The organism is Candidatus Njordibacter sp. Uisw_039 (assembly GCF_047730075.1).
Lineage (GTDB): Bacteria > Pseudomonadota > Gammaproteobacteria > Pseudomonadales > Balneatricaceae > Njordibacter.
Genome location: NZ_CP159831.1, coordinates 924,830 through 948,393, shown reverse-complemented (window position 1 = coordinate 948,393; position 23,564 = coordinate 924,830). Strand labels below are relative to the sequence as shown.

The following is a 23,564-nucleotide window of genomic DNA, read 5'->3' as shown; positions in this document are numbered from 1 at the left end:
CCAAAGTGATAAATCAATGAACTTAAGACAAAAATACGACCATTACGGCTTTCTAACAGCAGTAGATGCAATTTCCTCTGCCAAAGCAGCATACTATGCCAAAAAATGCACCGAGTTCATCGAACAATACAGCACCCATTCTGACTATTCTGATTGGACATATGGTAGAACAGAGATGGTCTTGCGGTGGGTTGCTGAACTTGCCGCTGAGGAAAGCCTGCTAAATGTCATCGAGGATTTAATTGGCCCTAACATTCTACTATGGAATGCTTTTCTCCCTGTTAAACCGCCCCATTCAGCAGCAAATTTCGGTTGGCACCAAGACGCTACTTACTGGCCAGTAGAGCCCACCAATCAAATTATAACTGCCTGGGTCGCCCTATCTCCAGTAAATCCATCAAATGGTGGTATGCAGATGGTGCGAGGTTCGCATTCAAACGGACCCGTTGCGCACGAAACGACTTATGATAAAACAAGTATGCTTCGGCGAGGCCAACAAGTGACTATACCAATTGATGATACCAAGGTTATTAATATTGATCTAATTCCCGGCCAGGCATCGATCCATCACACATTGATGCTCCACAGATCAAGTTCAAACGAATCAAAAGATTGGCGACTTGGTGTTGGTTTTAACTATGCATCTTCTAACGTCAAGCCACTACCCGGGTATCATGACTCTGCCATATTGCTTCGAGGCGACGTCAAAGGAAGTGGCTTTGAATTAACTGAACCACCCAAATCCGACCTAGATAAAGCCGCCCTGGAAAATTTTGCACGCGTGCAGCAGCTTCAATCTAAAAGATATGATGATGTAAAGCAAAGCTAGGTTGGTGTTGCAGCTAAAAATCAGGTTCCAAGGCGTAGACCGCGATAAGACAACCGTTTTTGGTTGTTGAATTGTGGACAGTGCCGTCGCGCAGCCACACCAGATCGCCAGGGCCATAATCAACACCGTCATGATCTCTTATATTTCCAAACCATACACTATTAGGAAAAATATCTTTTAAAAAGCAAAAGATTGCATATTTAAAATCTCAAAGAGCTTCAGTGATTGTCTAAATACCCTGTTCTTTACATATTAAATTAAGCATTAATTGATCGGCTTGCCGATCTGTTTTCGGTGTTACCACCATCGGTCTCCGTTATTAGCCAACAAGTTGGCCTTTCTTCGATCTCAACAGGCGCGGAAGCGCCGCTTGGAGTATAGCGTAGCGCATCGCTTTAGCGGGGTGTGAAGCGAAGCGACGAGGGTCGCGTTAGCGCCCTTAAGATGCAAACACAGACTACTGCGTAGACGAAATCATACTCCATTCTCTCTTAAAACAAGGTTCCAAACTTTGAAAACCAAGATATCCAATCCGTAAAGTAGAAGCGGGGTAGACCCCCTTCTCCTTGGAAGGGAACCTATATAGTGAACACGTAAATGTTTAAAATTTTCCAAAAAGATTTTAATAAGAATGAGATCACGATCTGATATACAATTTATCAGGCTGTAGTCAACCCTGACACTGCTGCAATTAAATTTTCTTCTGTCATTTCTTTACCGGTATACTCTCCAACCAGCCGTCCCTCTGCCATGGTCAATATGCGGTGACTCACGCCAATAACTTCTGGCATCTCAGAAGAAATTACAATAACTGCTAGGCCTTGTTCAGCAAGTGTCGCAATGTATTGATGAATTGCAGATTTGGAACCCACATCAACGCCCCTAGTTGGCTCATCAAGAATAATTAATTTTGGATTGGCACATAGCCATTTGGCGAGAACTAATTTCTGTTGATTGCCACCAGACAGGTCGGAAAGCATTTGCTCTGGCCCCGTCGTTTTAATTTCAAGTTTGGTTTTATAGTCTTCAAATATCTGCAGTTCATTCTCCACATTAGGAACTCCCATATTTGAATATAAGCTAAGGTGTGGCAAAGTCATATTGTGTCTGCCACCCATACCAAGTATCAGGCCCTGCGATTTCCGATCTTCAGGCACAAGTGCCATACCTTTTTCAATGGCCTGTTTTGGGGATGAAAAACTAACCTTTTGTTTATTAAAAATAATTTCGCCGCTATCTTGTCGACGCACACCGAAAAGTGTTTCAGCAACTTCAGACCGACCTGCGCCTATCAGACCATATAAACCAACCACTTCTCCTGATCGGACTGAAAAACTGACATCTTTAAAAAAACCTCGTATTGTTAGTTTATTAACACTTAATAACTGGTTACCAATTTCTGATTTTGCTCGGTGAAAATACTGGTCCAGATCTCGACCAATCATTCTATTTGTGATTTCTCCAATTGTTGATTCACAAGTGTTCACCGTACACTGCACCTCTCCATCTCTGAGAACAGTAATTCGATCTGCTATCTCAAAAATTTCATCCATTTTATGGCTAATATAAACAATAGCCACACCCTTTTTACGTAAGGATCGCACGACTTCAAAAAGCTGATCTTTTTCAGTAGTTGTTAGTGTTCCAGTTGGCTCATCAAAGATAACAACATTGGCGTTAAAGACCAACGTGCGTGCGATCTCTACCATTTGCTGCTTCGCAATTGACAAATTACGAACAAGAACTTCTGGTCCAAAATTACAACCTAACTCATCTAAGGCAGTTTTTGCCGCTGCGTTCATTTTTCGTTTGTTAACAATTCCAAACCAATTTGTTGGCCAGTCACCTAGGTAAATATTTTCTGCAGCTGACAATTCTGGTGATAATGAAAGTTCTTGATGCACAAGTAGGATGCCTAATTCTCGTGCTTCCTTTGGTGTCTTTACAATGACTTTTTTGCCGCGATGATGAATGGCTCCTTCATCAGGATTATAAATACCTGATAGTACTTTCATAAGCGTTGATTTACCTGCGCCATTCTCACCCATTAACGCATGAACCTCGCCAGCCCTAATATCAAAACTAACTCCGTTAAGTGCAATGACACCAGGGAATTTTTTCAAAATAGAATCAGCAGTTAGGACAATTTCATTCATTTTTCATCCTACCTAGATTGGCTAGAAGTTAACGTTTTATCAAGAATTAATGCGAGTACAAGAACTGTTCCCATGACTATCAACTCGATATAATTAGGAGTGTTTAGAAGCCGCAACCCATTCAGAAGTGCCGCTAGAGTAATAACACCCCCCACTGTTTTCCACATACTTCCATACCCACCTGTTAAACGTGTACCGCCCAAAACCACAGCGATAATAGTCCACAGTTCCCAAATTCTTGCGGCATTGGGTTCTGCTGTACCTAAACGCATAGACAACAAAACTCCAGCAACCCCAGCTAATAGCCCACAAAGGGTGAAATTAATGACCTTATGACGTCGAACTCTGATTCCCGCCTCATGAGCAGACTTTTCATTATCACCAACAGCATAGGTCTCTAATCCATGCCTGGTCTTAGAAAGAATCCATTGAAAAAACAGGGCGAAACCGAAAAATATCATTGCAGTAAGCGACACTGGGCCGATATAAATTTCTGGGTACTCTGTATATGAATAATCACTTGTCATTAAGGCTTCTTCACCAGTAAAAATGAACACAATACCGCGAATGCCCATAAGCGAACCCAGTGTGATTATAAAAGAATGAATTCCAGATAATGCGACTAAGGCACCGTTAATGAAGCCAAAGAAAGCACCCGACAATAAAGCAACCAGAATAGCTGGCCAAATACCTATACTTTCCTGAAGGCCAATAGCAAGCGCCGACGATAACGCTAGCGTTGCACCAACCGAAAGGTCGATCTCTCCGTTCAGCATAACCAGCGTCATTCCCACGGCGAGAAACCCAATAAAAGATCCCTGCGTAAGAACATTACCGATATTATTTAGGGTGAAAAAATACGGTGAAGCAAGCGAAAACACTACCATGCAGATAAACAAGAACACCCATATGTGCTGTTCTCGGATTATTCTTAATATGCTCAAGCTTGAACTTTTAATTGATGTCATAATTTTGGCAGCGCTATCTTTCTTCATACCAACTGTGTTGCTCATACGAAAACTCTCCCTCTCTTAGCAGCTAAATCGATCCACACCGCAAGAATGATAACTGCCCATGTCACCAACCACTGGACATAATAAGCAAAGCCTAACAACAACAATCCGTTTTGCACAAAGCCCAACATTGTGACGCCAATAACTGTTCGCCAAATGGTACCCGACCCACCCAGCATAGATGTACCACCAAGAATTATTCCAGAGAGAACAGTCAGTTCATATCCTTGACCAATCGTACTCTGCGCACCCATGACTCGGCTACCCATGATAATGGCGGCTAACCCAGTTCCAAAACCAGAGATGACATAAGCAATTAAGACTACCCCCCTTGTTTGCACACCCGAAAACAAACTGGCTGTTTCGTTTCCTCCAATGGAGAAAACCCAACGTCCAAAGTTAGTTTTTAAAAGTACAAAACTGCCCACAAGTGCGGAAAAGAAGAATATCCAAACAGGTACTGGAATATCTACAAACTCACTTCGTCCAAAAAACCGGAACCAAGTTTCTTGAGGGTTAGTTACATTAACGTTTGAACCTCCCGAATAAAATAGTGTAGCGCCCTGCAATAATGACAACATCGCTAGGGTGACAATAAGTGAGTTTAACCTCATAAAACCAATCAAATAACCATTTACAATTCCAATTAAAAGACTGGCAAACAAAGTGTATGCGATCGCTATGGCAGGACCCACTTGATTATGTTGGTCCACTACTAAGACCGTCAGCAAGGTAAGCATCGATCCAACTGACAAATCTAAGCGCCCAGTAATGACAACAAACGTCACCCCAATAGCGATCATTCCGGTGATCGACACTTGGCGGATCACATCTAAAATATTCCCGGGGGTAAGAAATTCTGGTGAAGAAAAAGACACAACTGCTAAAAAGATGGCGAAGCCACCAATTAAACCGTGTTTTTTAGCTGTCTCGCTGGCTTTTTTGAGGATGGCCATAATAAAAAAATCTACATTAGTTTTTGTTTTACTATTTTTATAATAGATCTATTCAATGGTTAATTAGTAGCAGATATTTGTCCAAAATGGATATTTTTTAGAATGGCCATTGTGAATAGAAAACCAAACTTACCAATAGGTCCAATATCTTACGGTATTAATAAAATATCCAATTTGGACATACTGAGCATTGCGAGCCGTTTAACAATTATGGTGATAATAAGGGAACCCAGCAAATGAGGCTTGGGCTGAAAGATTAATAATTTAACGGAGTGTCAAAGTGATGAATAGTATAAAAACAACATCAGTAATTTCTATTGCTGGATTATTGTGTGCTGGCCTGCTAGCTAGTGCAGTTCAAGCGGCCAATGCACCTGATTGGTTGGGTGGTAAGCTGACAAAGCCACTTTCCGAAACCCGGATTGGTATTACCGTGTTATACCCAGGATCCAATGCCTACCAAGCCAAATATGCTGAAACAGCAGTAAGTTATGCAAAAGAACTTGGCATAGATGCGACAGTTATGGATCCCCAAGGTGACCCAGCTGTGCAGTTCAACCAAATTGAGGATATGGTCTCTCAAAATTTGGACGTCATTGTATTATGGCCAACTTCCCAGAATGCTCTTATACCTGCTGTGCGCCAAGCAGCACGCGCGGGCATTCCCGTCATAACGTCAAACTCACCTATTGGAGAGGCTGGTCGTCGATATATTAAAGCACACACAGGTCCGGATGATTGCGCTCAGGCAGAACAAGCAGCAGAAATGCTGGGTGATTCACTGAACGGAAAAGGTAATATTGTTGTAGTTGAAGGTACACCAGGTTACAGCGTTTCGATTCTTCGAAAGAACTGTTTCCTCGATAAAATAGAAGATTCATACCCCAACGTCAATATCCTTGCTAGCCAATCAGCCGATTGGAATCGCGAAAAAGCACAGACTGTTATGGAAACCTTCTTAACCAAGTTTGGTAACGACATTGATGGTGTTTATGCTTTTGATGATGGCATGGGTTTAGGTGTTATTAGCGCATTACAAGCTAAAGGCAAAAAGCCTGGTGACGTAAAGGTTGTAACCTGTAACTTATTTGGTGAAGGTTGGGACGCTATAAAAACTGGCTGGGAAACGGGATCCAATAAGCAATCAGCAGAGGATGATGCAATATTAGCAATTCAAACTGCAGTAAAAATTGCCCATGGTATTGATGTACCAGTTTTAGCCCAAATCGAAACTCCAAAAATCCAAGCTAACAACGTTAACCAATTCGAACGTCCAAGTTGGTAGTTTGACAATAAATGGGCCGTTATAAATTAACACAATCGACTAACGATCCATTTGCTAATTGTTCTAACAAAGTATGAATTTGTAGAAGAAAAATAGTCTATTGCCTTAGTCATCTAAAGCCCTTAGTCAAAGGTTTCTCTCGTTGAGAGAAGCCTTAGACGACTGGTTAAATCGACTAATAATTAAAAAAATTTGGAAGCATTGTTTATGGTTGTTTCTCCAACAGAGTTGAGAAAAAATAATATTTTGAGTGTTCCCATAACTTATAACAATAATCAGACATGGCTTTCTAGAATGAAGCCAACAACTAGGCAGATAGAGAAGTCCACATGGGATCAAAAGATAAACCTACCATTCGCGTTGGCCTAATTGGGTCTGGATTTATGGGCCGTTGTCACGCTAATGCTTTTCGCAACGTAAGCAGTTTATTTAATCTTCCAGTCAAAATAGAGCTAACTTGTTTGGCAGATATCAACAAGGCCCTGGCGCAGGATAGCGCAGACGCTCTCGGTTTTATTTCAAGTACAGACTGCTGGCAGGACATGGTTGCTGACCCAAACATAGATATTATTGCTATAACAGCCCCCAACGGGTTACATGAGGAAATGGCTATCCTTGCCGCGAGCCATGGCAAAACAATTTATTGTGAAAAACCTCTGTCGACAACTTTGGAGTCGGCTATGCGTATGGTAGATGCAGCTATTAACGCTGGTATCGTTACTCAAGTGGGGTTTAATTTTTTACGCAACCCGCTCTTTAAAATGGCTAAAAACATGATAGGAAGAGGTGATCTAGGCGACATTGTCAGCTTTCGTGGGACTCATGCCGAAAACTATATGGGTGATCCACGCCAACCCCATTCATTTAGGACCCACCCCCAAGGGGGAGGGGCGTTAGCTGATATAGGCAGCCATATAACATCATTAGCTCGTTATTTTTTAGGCCCTATAACCAAAGTGAATGCACACCAAAAAACAGTGGTTAACGACAGGCCGCGCGAACTTGGAAGTTATGAAATGCTAACGGTTCAAGTTGATGATGTGTCACATGTGTTGATGGAATTTGCTAGCGGCTGTATCGGCAGTATTAATGTTTGCTGGCTGCAGACAGGGCGCAATATGGACCTGTCCTTCGAAATCACGGGCACCCTCGGGGCAATTCATTTTAATCAAGAAAGAATGAATGAAATCCACGTTTATAAGCCTAAACAAGATAGTTCTGAAACCGGGTTTACCAAAATAGAAACAGGTTCTCAGCATCCTCCCTACGATCAATTTTGCCCAGCGCCAGGCCACCACATAGGATTTAATGATTTAAAAGTGATCGAAGTGGCCGAACTTATTAACGCGATGTTAAATAGCGAACCACTTTTTACAGATTTTCAAGAAGGCTACCAAGTCCAACGCACCATCGATGCTATGCAGTCATCTGCAGACACTGGACAATGGGTTAGCATAAAGGAGTTTATTAAATACAATGGAAAGTAAATACGACTATATTGTTATAGGTGCAGGTTCGTCAGGCTGCGTAGTAGCTGGCCGACTGGGCGAAGCTGGATACAGAGTATTATTGCTGGAAGCGGGGGGAAAGGATAATAGCCCTTGGATAAAAATTCCATTGGGCTACTCTAAGTTGTACAACAATCCGAAGGTTAATTGGTGCTATACGAGCGAACCAGAGTCAGAATTGAATAACCGGCCTTTATTCCAGCCAAGAGGCAAAGTGCTTGGCGGGACTGGTTCCATTAATGGCATGATTTATATGCGAGGTCAGGCACAAGATTTTGATTTCTGGCAAGCCCAAGGTTGTGTTGGTTGGGGCTGGGAGGAAGTCCTGCCCTATTTTAAAAAATCAGAAAATCAACAACGGGGTGCAAGTGAATTCCATGGTGTTGGTGGCCCTTTAGAAGTTTCCGATTTACCCTCTAATCATGCTTTGGGTGAAGCCTTCCACAGTGCTTCGGAGGCGCTTGGCTCCCCCCAGAATAATGACTTTAACGGTGCAGACCAAGTCGGCACAGGTTATGTACAAATCAATACTAAAAAGCAAAGGCGCTGGAGTACCGCGTCGGGATTTTTAACTGGGCCTGCAATGCAAAATATTACAGTGCAGCTTGGTGCAATGGTAGAGAAAATTATCCTACAGAACGGCGTAGCTATGGGTGTTCGTTGGAGCAACAATTCTGGAAAATATGACAATTTTGTGACTAAAGAAGTCATTGTTTGTGGTGGTGTTTTCAACTCACCACAGATTCTAGAATTGTCGGGTATAGGTAAACGAGATGTACTTGAGAAAGCGGGTGTTGAGGTTCAGCACGAACTGCCGGGGGTCGGCGAAAACCTTCAGGATCACTTCGGTATCAGTGCAGAATATCACTGCAGCAAAAGAATTACCGTTAACGATTTATACAATAATCTAATTTTAGGCGGCTTACAGTTGTTGCGCTATTTGGTGTTTAAAACCGGTCCCTTTGCCGACAATGGTAATTACTCTAATACTTTTATTACCACAGCTCCCCATATTAAAACCCCAGATATGATGATTACTTTAATGGCTTGGAATACGGGTGAAGATTTGAAGCCCAAACCGTTTTCCGGTTTTACTATTTTGGCTGAACATTTGCGGCCAAAATCCAGAGGCTCCTGTCACATCAAAACTTCCAGACAACAAGACGCACCCGTCATTAAATTTAACTTTTTTAAGCATCAAGATGATATTGATGCGGCCATTGCAGGACTCAAACACGCCCGAAAAATCGCTCAAACAGCACCAATGAATGAGTTTGTGAAAAGTGAAATTTCCCCAGGGCCAGGCCCAAAAACTGATGCTGAACTGGAAGCTCACTGTCGAGAAAATGGTTTGTCTTTGCTACATGGTGCTGGTACCTGCCGAATGGGCACAATAGAACAAGAAGATGCTGTAGTGGATTACCGTTTAAGAGTACTCGGATTAATTGGTTTGCGGGTAGTTGATGCGTCTATTATGCCCAAACTGGTATCAGGTAATACTCATGCCGCCGCAGTAATGATTGGAGAAAAAGGTGCGGCAATGATCATTGAGGATGCCGAGGCATGATTAATATTGCGGTGATCGGCGCTGGTCGTATGGGACAAGTATATTGCCATAATGTGGCTAAAAACGCCCACTGCAAGCTCGTTTATGTGGTCAGTAGAGCACTAGAATCAGCATCCAAACTAGCGCATAAATACCAAGCACATGCCTGCACAGATATTAGTGCCGTAATCAATAATGAGGCTATCGATGCCATTATTATTGCTAGCCCTACACCTACTCATTTAGACATTGTTACTTTGGCGGCAAAAGCAGGAAAAGCTGTGTTTTGTGAAAAGCCCATTGATCTAGATATACAAAGGGTCGATCAGTGCTTACAGACCTTAGCCCAGTATCCGATACCTTTTATGTTAGGTTTTAACCGCCGCTTCGATCCACAAATTAGCAAACTTCAACAACGTGTATTAGCGGGAGAAGTAGGCCATCTGAATATGTTGCTACTGACTAGTCGAGACCCATGTCCACCTCCAGTCAACTACATACAAAGTTCTGGGGGTTATTTTATTGACAGCACAGTGCATGATATTGATTTGATTTGTTGGATCAGCCAAGAGTTACCTCTTGAAGTCATGGCCACTGGGTCCTGTCTAGTTGATCCAAAAATTGGTGAGCTTGGTGATATCGACACCAGCATGACCATGATGCTGATGCCTAGTGGAGCCATTTGCCATGTTAACAATAGCCGGCGAAGTGTGTACGGGTTTGATCAGCGCATAGAAGCATTTGGTTCCAAGGGCATGCTGCAAACACAAAACCAACATGAACATTCGTTACTCAGTCATTCTGACAGCCAAACTAATATGGCGTCACCACTAGAATACTTTTTTTTGGAGCGTTATCAACAATCATATCGCATTATCATAGATCAATTTATTGATGCGGTACAAAACAAAAAATCTATAGATTGTAATCAATTTGACGGTCGCAGTGCCCTAGCTATAGCTCTTGCTTGTAATCGATCAGTTAAAGAACGCAAGGCTATTGCGCCAGTTTATTCCTAGACATGACAGCAAAAAAACAGAGTCTATTGTTGGCGCCCAACATTGTGTTGCGAGCCGTTATTGCTCCACCACCTAATCAATAACAGTGGCTAGTAAGCACCCAAGCGGGGGCCACTCTATTTAAGGATGACTTCCATAGCACACCTAGGTAACATATCTCTAACATTATCAATTCAATCGATAGGGCCATGACCCAAACTGAGCTACTTTCTATTCTAGGATTTGTAGAAAAAATACAGTATATGGCGCAGGGAAAAAATACCTTGGCTGGTGTGGATTCTCGTTGGAACATCATTTTGTATGCGATGCGCCGTCATCTTGAAGGCAAAATCCTTACCCAAACAGCCTTGACGATGGCAGCCAATGTACCTTATGGCTCTGCTATACGTCGAATCAATGAATTAATAGATGACGGTTACATACTAAAGCGTCAACGTTCCAAAACTGGAAAGTCTTTTTCCTTACATCCTTCCAAACAGCTGATCGGTAGATTCGAAGAATATGCATTTGAACTTAAATCTCACATCGGTGTTACTTTTGGTTTTAATGAGGGTGGCAAGTCGTTGGATGACTTCTATTTTGGTGCTTCTTATATGGCGTCCAGCACCCTATCTTTTCCTTCGGCCTTAAGTCATGGGGTCGGTTTTGATAAAAAGCTACGCATATTAGGCCCTACCGATCCAACTTTTAATTTTCTTGCAGATAATCCTCGTAAAATTAATGAATTTTGCGGTGGCACTGTAGAAATGGTGGTAATGAATCTGGATGATTTGCGACAAGAGTCAATTCGTAACGCTTTATTAGAGCAGTCTGATTACGATCTCATTGCCTTTGATTTGCCTTGTCTAGGTGAATTTGTTGCTAAAAAAATTATAGCGCCTCTGAATGATAGAATCGATGAAGAGAAATTCAATTTTACAGATTTTCATAATGCTGCCTGGCAGGGATCAGCTTACCAGGGCGACCAATATGGTATTCCTATTCAATCCACTAGCGAGGTATTTTTATACCGTCAAGATCTGTTTGAACAGTTTGATATTGGTTGCCCGCCAAAGCAAGTTGAAGATGTTTTGCAAGCAGCGCAGAAATTACATCAGGTACAGCCAGGCTTAAGTGGTATTGTCATGAACTATGGAATAGGTACTCCAGTTGCGCATACTTTCATGCAGACTATGGCGTCTATGGGCCAAAGCATCATGTTACAAAGCACAGAGTCGAATAGGTTATTTCATCAAGGACGCCCAAAAGTCGATACCGAGGTGGGCAAAAAGACTATGGAATATCTTTTAGAGTTACTGGATTATGCTCACCCATGCAGCCTAACATGCGATTGGGATAAGCGGATCCGTACTTTTGCTAAAGGAGAAGCTGCGATGACATATGGTTGGTCCATCCGCGCATCTATGGTGGAGTTAAGTGATTACACAACCGTTGCTCAACAGGTAGGTTATTGCGCTCCACCTAGCGCATTTGGGGTGACTTCAGTGTCTCCCATTGGTGGTTTCTCCTTATCTATCCCCAACAATATGAGCAAAGCAAGGAAAGATACTGCTTGGCGTGTCATGAAGTACTTAACTAGGCCTGAGCTTATCAAATGGTATGCTTTAAATGGTAACTATTCTAGCACTCGATATTCAACCAGTGCTGACCCCGAGGTAAAAATAGTGAGCCCAGTGGTGGAACTCGTCGATGAATTAGAGCGTAAAGGTCAAGTGCAAAATGGCGTGAGGCCTCCAATACCAGAATATTTTGATATTATTAAGATACTTGGTGAGGAAATTTATTCAATTTTAGTCCGTACATATAGCGTGGCAGTTGGTCTAAAAAGAGCGCAAGATCGGCTCGATAAGTTGTCGATTAGCGTTTAGGTAAGTAGATCTCTGTAGGCACAGATGCCAGATCACTTGACTCTAAAAATCAACGAACTCATTGCAGGCCCGGTTAGCAAACCCGTAATACAAGTTACGCAGCCAACTTTCTTTCCATGGGAGAGTTGATACCATTGCCCGCTATGCCAAGGGAGATCTTCACATACGCTCTATAAGGGCGGTTTCTTCTCCATGATCCTTGTCAATTAAACAAATTATCCGCCACTCTAACTATCCAACTTGGCCCAGTTTTTATGCCGAAAGTTATACTTAAAATGTATTATTTATTAAATAATCGATCGCTTTCAATCCATACACTATTAACAAAAAATACATATTAAAAAGCAAACGATTGCATTTAATTAATCTTAAGTTGCTAAAGGATAAGAAAAAAACACATCTAACCAATAGCTAACTACATAAAAAAAGTATAATAAGCTGACGTGCACACTTTAATCTGCCACTATAAAATCAACCTAAAAACTTATACTTAGAACATGACTCAATTACTAATTACACATTAAAATACTATAAACCCTTGTTTTTATTAATTTAAAATAAAAATTTAGTGCCAATATAAATTATTTAACATCATTAATGAAGCTGCTTAACATCGAGACCAGTTTAAAAAACACAAAAGAGTTACAATTTAATCATATTTTTAATTGACTGAAAAAAGAATGTGTGTTCATATTGCTTATGCAATCGTTTGCATATAAAAATACAAATAAACTTAGGTATCAATTATGACTACAAAATCTACCCTAGTAGCGACGCTCGGTACTGCTGTATTAGCAGGTACGTTGAGCATGAGCTCACTAGCAGCTTCTATCGTTTCGTTTAACGGCCCTGCTGGTGAAGCCTATATCGGCAAGTTCATCAAAGGCATCAAAGCCACTGCTGAATTAAAAGGCTTCGATATCAAGGTATATGAAAACCAGTTTAATCAGGCAGAACAGGACCAGCAAGTGCAGCAAGTGTTGTCTACCGGTCAGTTACCTGATGTCTTTATTTGGTGGCCTTCTGATGCAGTAGCAGGCTTAGGCTCTTTGCGTGCTATGCATAAGACGGGTGTACCAGTTCTAAAAATTAACCAGTTGCCAAATGATCAAGACAAAAAGTACATCTTTGGTTATGCAGGCCCAGATGACCGTTTGCGTGCTCGCAACGCCGGTGTCATGATGGTTCAAGCCGCTAAAGAAAAGAAAGCAGCTGGCGGCACAGGATTTAACGTGGTTGCATTAACCTACCCACAATCTTACGGTGGTTATGGTCTTTCAATGGATGCCTTTAACGCAGCCATCGAAGGTTCAGACCTGAACCTAATCGGTGAAGTTGACGAAGGTTTCGGCCAAGCCAATGGTTACAAAGGTGCTGCCAAGTTGGTTGCCAAATTGAAAGATCAAGGCATTGACTTCGTATACGGCATGGATGACGCCATTTTGACTGGTGGTCTTAAAGCTTTAGAAGAAGCTGGCTACAAAATGGGCGAAGACGTGATTGCAGTGGGTACCGTATGTAACGGTGACAAGCAGTTATTAGAAGAAGGTAAGCAATACGGTACGACTTTACAGTCTCCATTGCATGAAGGTCAGTTGGCTATCAAGCTAGTTGAAGAGTACCTTGCTACTGGTAAGCTTGAAAACTACATCAACTTTACACCTAACCCACCAATTACTCAGTCCAACATGGACACAGTGGCATTGAAAGGTTATGACGGTAAAGTATACGCTATCGAAGAGCTTTGCTCTGGTGCTTGGAATTAAGCAGACGGGTTAACACCTGTTAGTGTTTGAATCAAAGCGCCCAGCTGGGCGCTTTTTTAATAATTTTTTTAAACAAAGTAACGTTTGAAACGTCCTCAAGATGTTTTACTTTCTGTGATCAGGCAGGCCTGAAACCGGCTCAATAAATCATTCTAGACTAGACTAATCTAACAAGGACCTATTGATATGACTAATGCTCCATGGCTTGAGCTCAAGGGGATACAACGACATTTTGGTTCCATTAAGGCGCTCAAAGGCGTTGATATTCAAATCAACCGAGGCGAAGTATTGGGCTTGGTAGGAGAAAATGGCGCAGGAAAGTCCACCCTAATGAAAATCATGAGTGGCTTTGATAGCGGTTTCACTGGCGAAGTATTCGTTGATGGCCGTGCTGTTGAACTTGGCTCTCCCAATAAAGCACAGGCCCTAGGCATTGCTATTGCACAACAAGAACTAAGCCTAATCCCTACACTTTCAGTAGCAGAAAATATTTTCCTAGGTGGCAATCATGGACCCACTATAGCCTCCTTAAGTACCCTCAGCAAATTGGCTAGACCCTTTTTAGATGAAGTTGGGCTTAATGACATCGACCCCAAAATGCGTGTCCATAGACTTTCAGTAGGCGAAAGCCATCTGGTTGAGGTCGCCCGCTTAGTGGCTCATAACCCCCAACTACTGATTCTCGATGAACCTACAGCGGCATTGAGCGAAACTGACAGCGAACGCATCCTCAACATGGTTAATCGCCTCAAAGAGAATGGCAAGTCAGTTATTTATGTGTCCCATCGATTAGACGAAATTTTCAAAATTGCCGACCGCGTAACGGTCTTACGAGACGGCGCCAGTCAGGCAACCAAACAAGCTTCTGAATTAGACGTACCCAACTTGGTGACATTAATGTTGGGCCGCGAATTAAGCGATATGTTTCCACCCAAGAATCTGCAACGCCAAGGCACAACAGCCTATACATTTTCTGACCTGTGGCCAGATGGTTTATTAAGCCCCATCACCTTTAATGTCAAAAACGGCGAAATATTAGGTCTTGCGGGACAATTAGGTAGTGGTGCTGGTGAGATTTTGGCTGCCATTGCGGGCTCCCACCCAGTTCGTGGGGGCCAAATAACTGATATGTCTAGCGGTCAATCTTTTTTGCCCAAGTCATCTAAAGTTGCCATTACCTATGGTATTGCCTATTGTTCACCAGACCGAAAGCACGATGGTCTATTTTTGGGCCGTCCAATTTCCGAAAACTTAACCTCCCCCAACCTAAAACGCATCTCTGATAAAGGCATCATTAACACCTCCAAAAGCGACAGAGTAAGTGCGGACATCGCCGAGTCCTTTACCATAGACCCCAACCGTCTGCCCCACGAAGCGTCAGTTCTAAGCGGTGGCAACCAACAAAAAGTAGCATTGGGTAAATGGCTTTCCATTAACCCTGGGCTAATGCTAGTAGACGAACCCACCCGTGGCGTGGATGTAGGAGCACGTGCAGAAATTTATCAGAAGCTTGCAGAACTCGCAGAATCAGGGGTATCCATTATCATAGCTTCTACTGACCTGCTTGAAATATCTGAACTACCCAGCCGTGTACTCACCTTTTACAAGGGTGCATTAACCAGTGAACTAGAGGGTAGCAAGGTGAACACTGAAAACATTCTCAAAGAAATCACCAAACCTGAATCCTTCTTACAATTAGCGGGAGAGGCATCATGAGCGCTGCTGCAGACAGTAAACGTTCGCCAGGGGCTGGGCAAAGCACAGCCATAGCCATACTCAACCAAAATGGTTTAAATATATTTTTAGCTATTATTGCTTTGGTGTTTATCGGCTTTGCTATCACAACACACAATTACTTAACCCTATTTAATATTAAAACCATCGTGCGTGACGCCGCTTTGGTGGGCATCATGGGGATTGGACTGACCTTTGTTACTTTATCAGGTAATTTCTTTCTGTTATCCATGAAAGAAACAGCAGCCCTGTGTATTATCACTTTCGCCACGAGTATGTCTCATGATTTTGGCTTTGTCATTTCACTGGCTGGCGCTGTAGCGGTTGCCATGATTTCAGGTGGCTTACAAGGCTTACTGATCGGTAGAGGGGGCAACCCAATAGTGGTGACCTTAGGTGCTGCAGGTATTTTGTATGGCATTGCCAGTTGGTGGAGCGATAACTTGGTGATTTCTTTTCGACGTCCCAATGACGCTGAGTGGTTAGGTACTGGCTCTGTGATGGGCATACCTAATATCACCATCACCTTTATTGTCATCGCTATAATAGCCGAGTTAGTGCTGCGCAAAACCAGCTTTGGACGCCAAGTGTATTTGATCGGCGCCAATCGGGCGGCAGGTAAAGCTACTGGCCACGAGAACAGAAGCATGGCTATCAAAGTGTGCATGATTGCGTCAGTGTGCTGTGCCATTGTTGCGGTGGCGTTTTCTGCCCAGATGTCTAGCGCTCAAGCGAACTACTTTTCTTCTGAATTTGGTTCGAGTGGCGACTTCACTATTTTAGTGATTGCCACCGTCATGGTGGCTGGTAACTCAATTATGGGTGGCTACGGTTCTACCTTGAGAACTAGCTTAGGTGCAGTCTTTATCTCGGCTGTAGATAACATGATGGTGTTGCAAGGCTACAATAGCGGACCTCGGGTATTATCCGTAGGACTTATGATTGTATTCAGTATTTTAGTATTTGCTTACATACGTAGAGACAACCGCTCTGAGGGCTAACAACATGACATCTTTCAACCTTAAAAAAATCACCAGTAACGACCCTGATTTGACTTTTGCCATTCTCTTGTCTGCCTTGGTGTTTGCTTTTTTCTCTATCTATGAACCCTTGTTTTTTAACATTAACACTGGTTTTGCCATCATGGAGCGCTTCGCTGTACTGGGCTTGGTAGGCCTGGCCTTAACCTTATGCATTATTGCTGGGGAAATTGACCTCTCTATTGGCTCCAATGCAGCCTTGTCGGCTGTTATTGTGGTGCGATTAACCGATTCAATTGGTGCACCCAACGCCATCTTAATTGCCTTGGCAGTAGCCACCAGCATTGGCTTGATCCAAGGTTTCTTTATCGCCTACCTAAAGGTGCGTGCCATCGTGTTAACTGTGGGCACACTGATGCTCCTGCGTGGTATCACTTTATTTGCGGCCGATGAAAAAACGGTGATGTTAACGGACTTCGATATTCCAGACTTCATTCAAGAGAAGATGTTCTATATTTTCTCACCTGCATCATTTTTAGTGCTTGGAATATTTGTGCTTGTGGCCTTATTCATGCGTTACACCAAATACGGCCGTGAGGTTTATGCCATAGGTGGTGCACGTAAGGAAGCTGTGGCCTCTGGAGTAAGCTTAAAGCGCCCAATGATGATTGTATTCGCCATCTCAGGCCTGTGTGCTGGTATTGGTGGTGCTATTATCGGTTTGCGCTCGGGCACAGCCCAACCTTTAGGCCTACAATACTTGCTTTTGGCAGCCACGGTAGCCGCTTTTATTGGTGGCGTGAGTGTTCTGGGTGGAAAAGGTGGCGTTGTTGGGGCTTTTGTCGGCGTTTTGACGGTGAACTTTCTCAACACGGGTTTAGTGTTCAACGTCACCCCAGCCTATATTGCACAAATGTATATGGGAGGCTTGCTGCTGGTCGTTATTCTGTTTCAGAACATGTCTAAGGTTTATGAGGACAAACAGCAACGACAACTTAAACTAGCCGATACAGATAGTTTCCGACAGCGACTTTTGAAAAGTTTCAAAGTCTAAGTAGAGCTTGTGAATAATAAGGCAATCAAAATAAATATAGGCAAAAATAACAGCCCCCAGTGATACATTTTTTAAACTGTGTGCTTTATAATTTCCCGCTATAAATATACCTCGGTTCGGTGCATAGTGTTGCCGAATTGGGGCCTGGAGGTCCTATTGTGTATGTATCACTCTCCTTTTGCTGTATCAAATGTGCAATAATTGTGCGTGGTTTATCATTTACTAATGTGGAGTTAATCATTGAGTAGTCGAGTTCGTATTAAAGATGTGGCACAGCACCTGGGAATTAGCACCTCGACTGTATCTAGAGCATTGAATCCAAAAACCAGCAACATGATCAGCAGTGACGTAGTTAACAAAGTAAAACGTGCTGCCGATAAGCTTGGTTACACCATAGATATTGCAGCAGCAAGTTTACGCAACCAGCGCACCTATACCGTTGGTGTTATTATTCCCGACATTCTTAACCCAGTATTCCCTCCCATTATTAAAGGCATACAGGAATACCTGGCTAAACATGACTTTGTAATCTTTACTTTGTTTACTAATAATGAACAAGATCAAGCCATTATTGAAATGCGAAGGCTGGTTTCTCGGCGTGTAGACGGCGTGATCATCGCCAGTGCCTTCTTGCAGGATGCTAGCGTTAACTTCTGTATTGATAACAATATCCCCTTAGTGACAGTGAACCGTTCTATTAAAGATGGTCACTTGATACATCAAGTTATGGATGATGAAAATCACGGCATCCAACTCGCAATAGGCCACTTAGTTGAACTGGGCCACACCCACATTGCTCATATTGCAGGACCACAAAACATATTGCAGGGCATTAAGCGTAAGCAAGCATTTATTCAGCATTGCCACACCCAAAATATACGGGTAGACATTATTGACGCCACCGCCTTCACTGTTGAAGCAGGCAATGGGGCAGCTAAAGATTTCTTGAATAAAAAGTGTGAGGCAACAGCCATCATCGCAGGCAATGATTTGATTGCCGTGGGTGCGATACAACACTTGTTAGCCAACAATATTAACGTACCTAAGCAAGTATCCGTTGTGGGTTACAACGGCATGCCGTTTGCCGAAATGCTTAGCCCAGCTTTAACAACAGTGACTATGCCTGCGGAGCAAATGGGCCAACAAGCCGCGCGTTTACTTCTCAATGCGATAGAAGATCCAGATGCTCCGAAACAGAAAGTGTTACTGGCCCCTAAACTTGAAGTGAGGCACAGTACTGCACCCCCCATAGAACTGGGTATAGGCTAATAGGGCATCATCTCAGCAGGCACCACGCTCACAATAAAATGAGGCCATCATAGGTCAGTTTACAGCCCGTCATAAACAAGAAAAAATTGAAAATTTGGTAGAACTTTAGGGGAGATACCCGCTTGTGTAAGTAATAACCCAAGCTCACACCAATGGGAGCTAGAGGTAACAATACCAGGGAAGTCAGTAAGTTTTCACTGTCGAGTTGCCCTAACCAGAAATAGGGGATCAGCTTTACATAGTTGGTAATGCCAAAAAATATGGTACACGTGCCCATAAACACGGTGGGGTGTAACTTTTGTGGAATCAAGTAAAAGTTTACAGGGGGTCCGCCTGAATGAATACCAAAACTAGTAAAGCCAGCAACAGTAGACCAAAAGGCACCTTTGATACGGTTGGGTTGTTGCTTGATTGACAACTCAGACTTAAGCCAAAAATTGAGCGCAAATGCCAGTGCGAGTAGACCAATAATTAAACGCACGTGAGATTCGTTTAAATAGCTAAACGTTAAACTGCCTAACAGCACTCCAACCAAGGCAGCTGGCAGCATAATCATCAAATTATATGAGTCCCACTTACCCCAGAATTTCCGTACTGCAAACACATCCATGACACACAAGATCGGCAGCAAAATTCCCGCCGCTTGCATGGGGCTCACTGCCATGGCCATTAAAGGCACGCACACCACACCAATGGCGTTGCCGAATCCGCCTTTAGCGACGCCAAAAATAAGTACCGCAGGCACAGCAAAGAAATAGAATAATGGGTCAGTAATCATTAAATAAACCGTAAGATTAAAGCCCCTTGGCATTAGGTATGGCTTTGCATTGGGCCAAGGCAGATGCCTATTTGGGGTGGGCTGTAATGATAGCACCTTGCCAAAGGCTGGTTTTAACTAACTAGTTTATTAGCGATGTGTGCACCCGGTAACACAGCCGCAGGCGGTAGCTGCTGCGCTCTTTTTATTGACCACCGTAGTCCGCTTTAAACCATTGCGCCTGACGCCAATACCACCGGTAATGACTCGTTGCACCGGCAAACCAGTATCAGGGTCGTGAGTTAAGGCTTGATCATTCATTTTTTGAAACTGTTCGAAACGCCTAGATTCACCGCTTGGTCCAGCGTCTATGGTTTGATAAATGTATGTTGGCATGAGTAACTCCCTGGTATTACTGTGAAACCCCGTTTGCGTTAAGGCGTTAATCCTGCAAGCGCATAGGGTATTTATATGTGTATGGCACGAGTGTAAGCATCCATTACAGATTCGTGCATCGCTTCTGAAATACTAGGGTGTGCAAACACGGTATCCATCAGTTCCTGTTCTGTGGTTTCCATGTTTTTAGCCACTACAAACCCTTGTATTAATTCAGTCACGTCAGCACCAATAAGATGAGCCCCCAAGAGTTCTCCTGTATCGGCATCAAATACGGTTTTAATAAAGCCTTCAGTATCTCCGCTAGCAGCCGCCATGCCACTGGCAGCCAGAGGAAAACGACCCACTTTAAGCGTGTGCCCGGCTGCCAACGCCTTATTTTCCGTTAATCCTACACTAGCCACTTGAGGGCTGCCATAGGTACAGCCCGGTATTAGGGCTTTGTTAAGGGGTCGCACGTGTTCAAGGCCATTAATTTTTTCAACACAAATCATACCTTCATGACTGGCTTTATGGGCTAAACAAGGTGCTCCTGCAACATCGCCTATGGCATACACATTGGCTTCATGGGTCGCCTGCCACTGATCTACTTTTATAAAGCTGTTATCACATTCAATGGACGTATTTTGTAAGCCTAAATGTTGCGTATTACCCACCACGCCTACAGCTGAAATTAGACATTCAACCTCAAGTTGCTGGTGCGCATCTGCTGGGTTATCCCCACCATTAAGATGCACCGTTAACCCACCTTCATGACGTTCAATTTTTAACACCTTAGTGGCAACCTTGATATCAATACCACGTTTGGTGAAGGCCTTAGCAGCATAGTTAGATATTTCTTCATCCTCTACGTGTAATACATAATTTAAGGCTTCAACAACCGTTACCTGCACCCCCAGTGAATTATAAAAACTGGCAAATTCCATACCGATGGCACCAGCGCCCATAACCAACAAAGACTTAGGCAGGTGCTTTGGGGTCATTGCATCTCGAGCACTCCAAATATACTTTCCATCTGGTTCTAAGCCGGGTATGGCCCGTGCTGTGGCACCAGTAGCAATAATGATGTGCTTTGCTTGCAGTTCACTGGAGGCTTTGCTGCTATCCGCTGTTGCAGTAATGGCAAGTTTTCCAGCCCCTAACAACTTAGCAATCCCAGAGATGACCGAAATATTGTTCTTTTTCAACAAATGACCAATGCCTTTGTTTAAATTATTAGCCACCTGACGCGAACGTTTTACCATTTTACTTAAGTCAAAACTATAATCATTGACCGTAATACCATACTTGTCAGCTTGCTTTATTTTATCGATTAGTTCGGCACTTTTAAGCAATGCCTTAGTGGGAATACAGCCCCAATTAAGGCATACACCGCCTAGATCTTCAGCCTCAACCAAGGCTACAGACATACCCAGTTGTGCAGCACGAATAGCCGCCACATAGCCGCCAGGACCTCCACCAATCACCACCAAATCAAAACTTTTCATACCCAATCCAATTGTATATTTCTGTCTAAAACACGCTAAGTTCTAAACTATGTTAGCTACAGCATTAAATGCGCAGGTGATTCAACAAAACGCTTTAGCACGCTTAGAAATTTCGCACCCACAGCACCATCTACAACCCGATGATCTGCTGATAACGTCAAGTTCATCAGTGTTGCAATTGCCAGCTCACCATTCTTAACGACCGGTTTTTGTTTACCAGCACCGACGGCCAAAATGCACGCTTGGGGGGGGTTGATGATAGCGCTAAAGTTATCGATGCCATACATGCCCAAGTTTGAAATAGTAAACCCCCCCCCTTGATATTGGTGCGCTTGTAACTGACCATTGCGTGCCGTTGCCGCAAGCTGACTAATTTCAGTGGAAATACTCGCTAAACCTTTGGTGTTGGCTTGACGAACGATCGGTGTAATCAAGCCAGCATCTGTAGACACCGCAATGGATATGTCGATGTCCTCATGGTGTAACATGGCCGTGTCGGTCCAACTGGAATTGACCTGTGGCTCTTGTTCCATCGCCTTAGCAACAGCCTTCACCAAAAAATCATTAATGGTGAGTTTGTAAGTGGCTTCTTTACTACCTGTAGTGCTGTTAAGGCTTTTAGGCGCATTAGCGTTAAGCTCTTTAAGCATGCTTTTAAGGCTATCTATTTCGCAATCTACAGAAAGGTAAAAATGAGGGATATTCTGTTTCGATGCAACCAGACGCTGAGCAATCACTTTACGTATTTGGTTGTGTTTGACTTGACTCGATTGCGACGCCGCAGGCAATGCCAATATGGCGTCAGGTCCCTTTGTGCTCAAAGCATGCTCAACGTCTGCACGTAAAATTCGACCTCGGGGTCCTCGTCCCTTGAGTGCATGTATATCGACTTGATGTTGATCTGCAATACGCCTAGCAAGGGGGCTGGCAAATAACCGTTGGGGCTGTTTGTCATCGAGTTCTTTGGCTTGTGTTATCACGGGTGCAGATGTTACAGCCGCACTAGAGGCGTTTTCTGGGTTAACGTCCAGCACTTCAGGAGTGGCTGCAGGTTGACCTGCTGCCGGCGCATTAGGCAGGTCTGCAATGGTTTCATTACCAATTAATAGGTACCCAATTAACGAATGCACGGCCACATCATCAGTGCCTGCAGGAATTACAATTTGTCCCAGTATACCTGCGCTTTCAGCTTCAACTTCAATCACGGCTTTATCAGTTTCAATGGCAACCAGTACGTCACCTTTGGCGACTTTATCACCTACAGCTTTATCCCAACTGCTAATATTACCCGCATCAAAGTCTGGGGTTATGGCAGGCATCTTAATTTCGATTGGCACTGTAAATCTCCTCAATGTACATAATTACTTGTTCCCTAAGAACAAGTATAAGCTAGTCAGCCTATTGGTCTGGGTAGGCCGGATGCCACAATTTATGGTCGTATGCTTGCTCATACAGTTTGCCCTTTGGAAAGCTTACCAATTCTAATTGCAAGCCCCATGGGGCTTTAAAATAGACCCATGTTTGGCCGCCACTAGGGCCTGCAGTGCGCACAACAGGCTCACCCATCACCTCTATGCCATTGGACATTAGATAAGCCAGAGCTTGGTCAAAGTCATCGACATAGAAGGCCAAATGATGCCCTCCTATATCGCTATTTTTAGGCACTTGGGTTTTTTGACCAGGTGAACTGTATTCAAAAAGTTCTAGATTGGTGCCATTTTTACAACGCAAGAAACGTAACTTTTTCATCACTGTATCGGGGTGTACGTCTAAGGTTTTAGCGAGCCATTCACTAGCTTCAAATGGCCCTAATTCATAAAACGGCTCACAGCCAACAATATTGACAAAAAAATCTACAGCTTGTTCTAAATTGGGTACTGTTATCCCAATATGATCGATACCTCTTAGTCCAGGCATGCCCACTGTGTTACTCATATTTAG

General features: G+C 43.3%; 19 protein-coding genes. 11 read left to right on the top strand and 8 right to left on the bottom strand.

Annotated elements, in window-relative coordinates; all coding sequences use genetic code 11:
- Positions 1-16: 16 nt before the first annotated feature.
- On the top strand, positions 17-829 hold the full coding sequence (locus ABXT70_RS04500) for a phytanoyl-CoA dioxygenase family protein (protein ID WP_443641980.1): 813 nt from the start codon (positions 17-19) through the stop codon (positions 827-829).
- Between the two features lie 659 nt (positions 830-1,488).
- Here the strand turns inward: ABXT70_RS04500 and ABXT70_RS04495 are convergent.
- From ABXT70_RS04495 to ABXT70_RS04485, 3 genes are read right to left on the bottom strand one after another with little or no spacing between them, the layout of a single operon-like run.
- Positions 1,489-2,985, bottom strand: coding sequence for a sugar ABC transporter ATP-binding protein (locus ABXT70_RS04495; protein WP_443641979.1), 1,497 nt, complete (start codon positions 2,983-2,985; stop codon positions 1,489-1,491).
- Between the two features lie 8 nt (positions 2,986-2,993).
- Positions 2,994-3,998, bottom strand: a complete 1,005-nt coding sequence (locus ABXT70_RS04490; protein ID WP_443641978.1) for an ABC transporter permease — start codon at positions 3,996-3,998, stop codon at positions 2,994-2,996.
- Positions 3,995-4,954 (bottom strand): ABC transporter permease, encoded by a 960-nt coding sequence (locus ABXT70_RS04485; protein WP_443641977.1) that lies wholly within the window; start codon positions 4,952-4,954, stop codon positions 3,995-3,997. Before ABXT70_RS04485 ends, ABXT70_RS04490 begins: the two co-directional genes overlap by 4 nt.
- A 283-nt stretch (positions 4,955-5,237) precedes the next feature.
- Here ABXT70_RS04485 and ABXT70_RS04480 point away from each other — a divergent pair, with 283 nt between their 5' ends.
- The 10 genes from ABXT70_RS04480 (at position 5,238) to ABXT70_RS04435 (ending at position 18,983) form a co-directional block, all read left to right on the top strand.
- Positions 5,238-6,239: a sugar ABC transporter substrate-binding protein gene (locus ABXT70_RS04480; RefSeq protein ID WP_443641976.1), complete on the top strand. Its 1,002-nt coding sequence runs from the start codon at positions 5,238-5,240 to the stop codon at positions 6,237-6,239.
- A 329-nt stretch (positions 6,240-6,568) separates the two neighbouring features.
- Positions 6,569-7,726 (top strand): Gfo/Idh/MocA family protein, encoded by a 1,158-nt coding sequence (locus tag ABXT70_RS04475; protein WP_443641975.1) that lies wholly within the window; start codon positions 6,569-6,571, stop codon positions 7,724-7,726.
- Positions 7,716-9,314: a GMC family oxidoreductase gene (locus ABXT70_RS04470; RefSeq protein WP_443641974.1), complete on the top strand. Its 1,599-nt coding sequence runs from the start codon at positions 7,716-7,718 to the stop codon at positions 9,312-9,314. Before ABXT70_RS04475 ends, ABXT70_RS04470 begins: the two co-directional genes overlap by 11 nt.
- A complete protein-coding gene (gene iolG, locus ABXT70_RS04465) occupies positions 9,311-10,312 on the top strand; it encodes an inositol 2-dehydrogenase (protein ID WP_443641973.1) in 1,002 nt (333 codons plus the stop codon). Before ABXT70_RS04470 ends, iolG begins: the two co-directional genes overlap by 4 nt.
- 188 nt (positions 10,313-10,500) lie before the next feature.
- Positions 10,501-12,180 carry an extracellular solute-binding protein gene (locus tag ABXT70_RS04460; protein ID WP_443641972.1) on the top strand — a complete coding sequence of 560 codons (1,680 nt, stop codon included), beginning with the start codon at positions 10,501-10,503 and terminating at the stop codon, positions 12,178-12,180.
- A 746-nt stretch (positions 12,181-12,926) separates the two neighbouring features.
- Complete coding sequence (locus tag ABXT70_RS04455) at positions 12,927-13,946, top strand: sugar ABC transporter substrate-binding protein (protein ID WP_443641971.1); 1,020 nt, start codon at positions 12,927-12,929, stop codon at positions 13,944-13,946.
- 186 nt (positions 13,947-14,132) lie between these two features.
- Complete coding sequence (locus tag ABXT70_RS04450; RefSeq protein ID WP_443641970.1) at positions 14,133-15,662, top strand: sugar ABC transporter ATP-binding protein; 1,530 nt, start codon at positions 14,133-14,135, stop codon at positions 15,660-15,662.
- Complete coding sequence (locus ABXT70_RS04445; RefSeq protein WP_443641969.1) at positions 15,659-16,681, top strand: ABC transporter permease; 1,023 nt, start codon at positions 15,659-15,661, stop codon at positions 16,679-16,681. The genes ABXT70_RS04450 and ABXT70_RS04445 overlap by 4 nt, the downstream gene beginning before the upstream one ends.
- 4 nt (positions 16,682-16,685) lie before the next feature.
- Positions 16,686-17,714 (top strand): ABC transporter permease, encoded by a 1,029-nt coding sequence (locus tag ABXT70_RS04440; protein WP_443641968.1) that lies wholly within the window; start codon positions 16,686-16,688, stop codon positions 17,712-17,714.
- A 240-nt stretch (positions 17,715-17,954) separates the two neighbouring features.
- Positions 17,955-18,983: a LacI family DNA-binding transcriptional regulator gene (locus ABXT70_RS04435; protein WP_443641967.1), complete on the top strand. Its 1,029-nt coding sequence runs from the start codon at positions 17,955-17,957 to the stop codon at positions 18,981-18,983.
- Between the two features lie 28 nt (positions 18,984-19,011).
- On the opposite strand, the gene ABXT70_RS04430 is transcribed toward ABXT70_RS04435, so the two are convergent.
- The 5 genes from ABXT70_RS04430 to ABXT70_RS04410 all read right to left on the bottom strand — a co-directional run bounded on the left by ABXT70_RS04430 (position 19,012) and on the right by ABXT70_RS04410 (position 23,558).
- On the bottom strand, positions 19,012-19,761 hold the full coding sequence (locus ABXT70_RS04430; protein WP_443641965.1) for a sulfite exporter TauE/SafE family protein: 750 nt from the start codon (positions 19,759-19,761) through the stop codon (positions 19,012-19,014).
- Between the two features lie 129 nt (positions 19,762-19,890).
- Positions 19,891-20,136, bottom strand: a complete 246-nt coding sequence (locus ABXT70_RS04425) for an FmdB family zinc ribbon protein (protein ID WP_443641964.1) — start codon at positions 20,134-20,136, stop codon at positions 19,891-19,893.
- Positions 20,137-20,207: 71 nt separating this feature from the next.
- Positions 20,208-21,623, bottom strand: a complete 1,416-nt coding sequence (gene lpdA, locus ABXT70_RS04420) for a dihydrolipoyl dehydrogenase (RefSeq protein ID WP_443641963.1) — start codon at positions 21,621-21,623, stop codon at positions 20,208-20,210.
- Between the two features lie 56 nt (positions 21,624-21,679).
- Positions 21,680-22,960 carry a pyruvate dehydrogenase complex dihydrolipoamide acetyltransferase gene (locus ABXT70_RS04415; RefSeq protein ID WP_443641962.1) on the bottom strand — a complete coding sequence of 427 codons (1,281 nt, stop codon included), beginning with the start codon at positions 22,958-22,960 and terminating at the stop codon, positions 21,680-21,682.
- 61 nt (positions 22,961-23,021) lie between these two features.
- Positions 23,022-23,558, bottom strand: coding sequence for a VOC family protein (locus tag ABXT70_RS04410; protein ID WP_443641961.1), 537 nt, complete (start codon positions 23,556-23,558; stop codon positions 23,022-23,024).
- Positions 23,559-23,564: the final 6 nt, after the last annotated feature.

Coding starts and splice junctions, on each gene's coding strand:
- ABXT70_RS04500 (WP_443641980.1), top strand. CDS start 17: ATGAACTTAAGACAAAAATACGACCATTACGGCTTTCTAACAGCAGTA.
- ABXT70_RS04495 (WP_443641979.1), bottom strand. CDS start 2,985: ATGAATGAAATTGTCCTAACTGCTGATTCTATTTTGAAAAAATTCCCT.
- ABXT70_RS04490 (WP_443641978.1), bottom strand. CDS start 3,998: ATGAGCAACACAGTTGGTATGAAGAAAGATAGCGCTGCCAAAATTATG.
- ABXT70_RS04485 (WP_443641977.1), bottom strand. CDS start 4,954: ATGGCCATCCTCAAAAAAGCCAGCGAGACAGCTAAAAAACACGGTTTA.
- ABXT70_RS04480 (WP_443641976.1), top strand. CDS start 5,238: ATGAATAGTATAAAAACAACATCAGTAATTTCTATTGCTGGATTATTG.
- ABXT70_RS04475 (WP_443641975.1), top strand. CDS start 6,569: ATGGGATCAAAAGATAAACCTACCATTCGCGTTGGCCTAATTGGGTCT.
- ABXT70_RS04470 (WP_443641974.1), top strand. CDS start 7,716: ATGGAAAGTAAATACGACTATATTGTTATAGGTGCAGGTTCGTCAGGC.
- iolG (WP_443641973.1), top strand. CDS start 9,311: ATGATTAATATTGCGGTGATCGGCGCTGGTCGTATGGGACAAGTATAT.
- ABXT70_RS04460 (WP_443641972.1), top strand. CDS start 10,501: ATGACCCAAACTGAGCTACTTTCTATTCTAGGATTTGTAGAAAAAATA.
- ABXT70_RS04455 (WP_443641971.1), top strand. CDS start 12,927: ATGACTACAAAATCTACCCTAGTAGCGACGCTCGGTACTGCTGTATTA.
- ABXT70_RS04450 (WP_443641970.1), top strand. CDS start 14,133: ATGACTAATGCTCCATGGCTTGAGCTCAAGGGGATACAACGACATTTT.
- ABXT70_RS04445 (WP_443641969.1), top strand. CDS start 15,659: ATGAGCGCTGCTGCAGACAGTAAACGTTCGCCAGGGGCTGGGCAAAGC.
- ABXT70_RS04440 (WP_443641968.1), top strand. CDS start 16,686: ATGACATCTTTCAACCTTAAAAAAATCACCAGTAACGACCCTGATTTG.
- ABXT70_RS04430 (WP_443641965.1), bottom strand. CDS start 19,761: ATGATTACTGACCCATTATTCTATTTCTTTGCTGTGCCTGCGGTACTT.
- ABXT70_RS04425 (WP_443641964.1), bottom strand. CDS start 20,136: ATGCCAACATACATTTATCAAACCATAGACGCTGGACCAAGCGGTGAA.
- lpdA (WP_443641963.1), bottom strand. CDS start 21,623: ATGAAAAGTTTTGATTTGGTGGTGATTGGTGGAGGTCCTGGCGGCTAT.
- ABXT70_RS04410 (WP_443641961.1), bottom strand. CDS start 23,558: ATGAGTAACACAGTGGGCATGCCTGGACTAAGAGGTATCGATCATATT.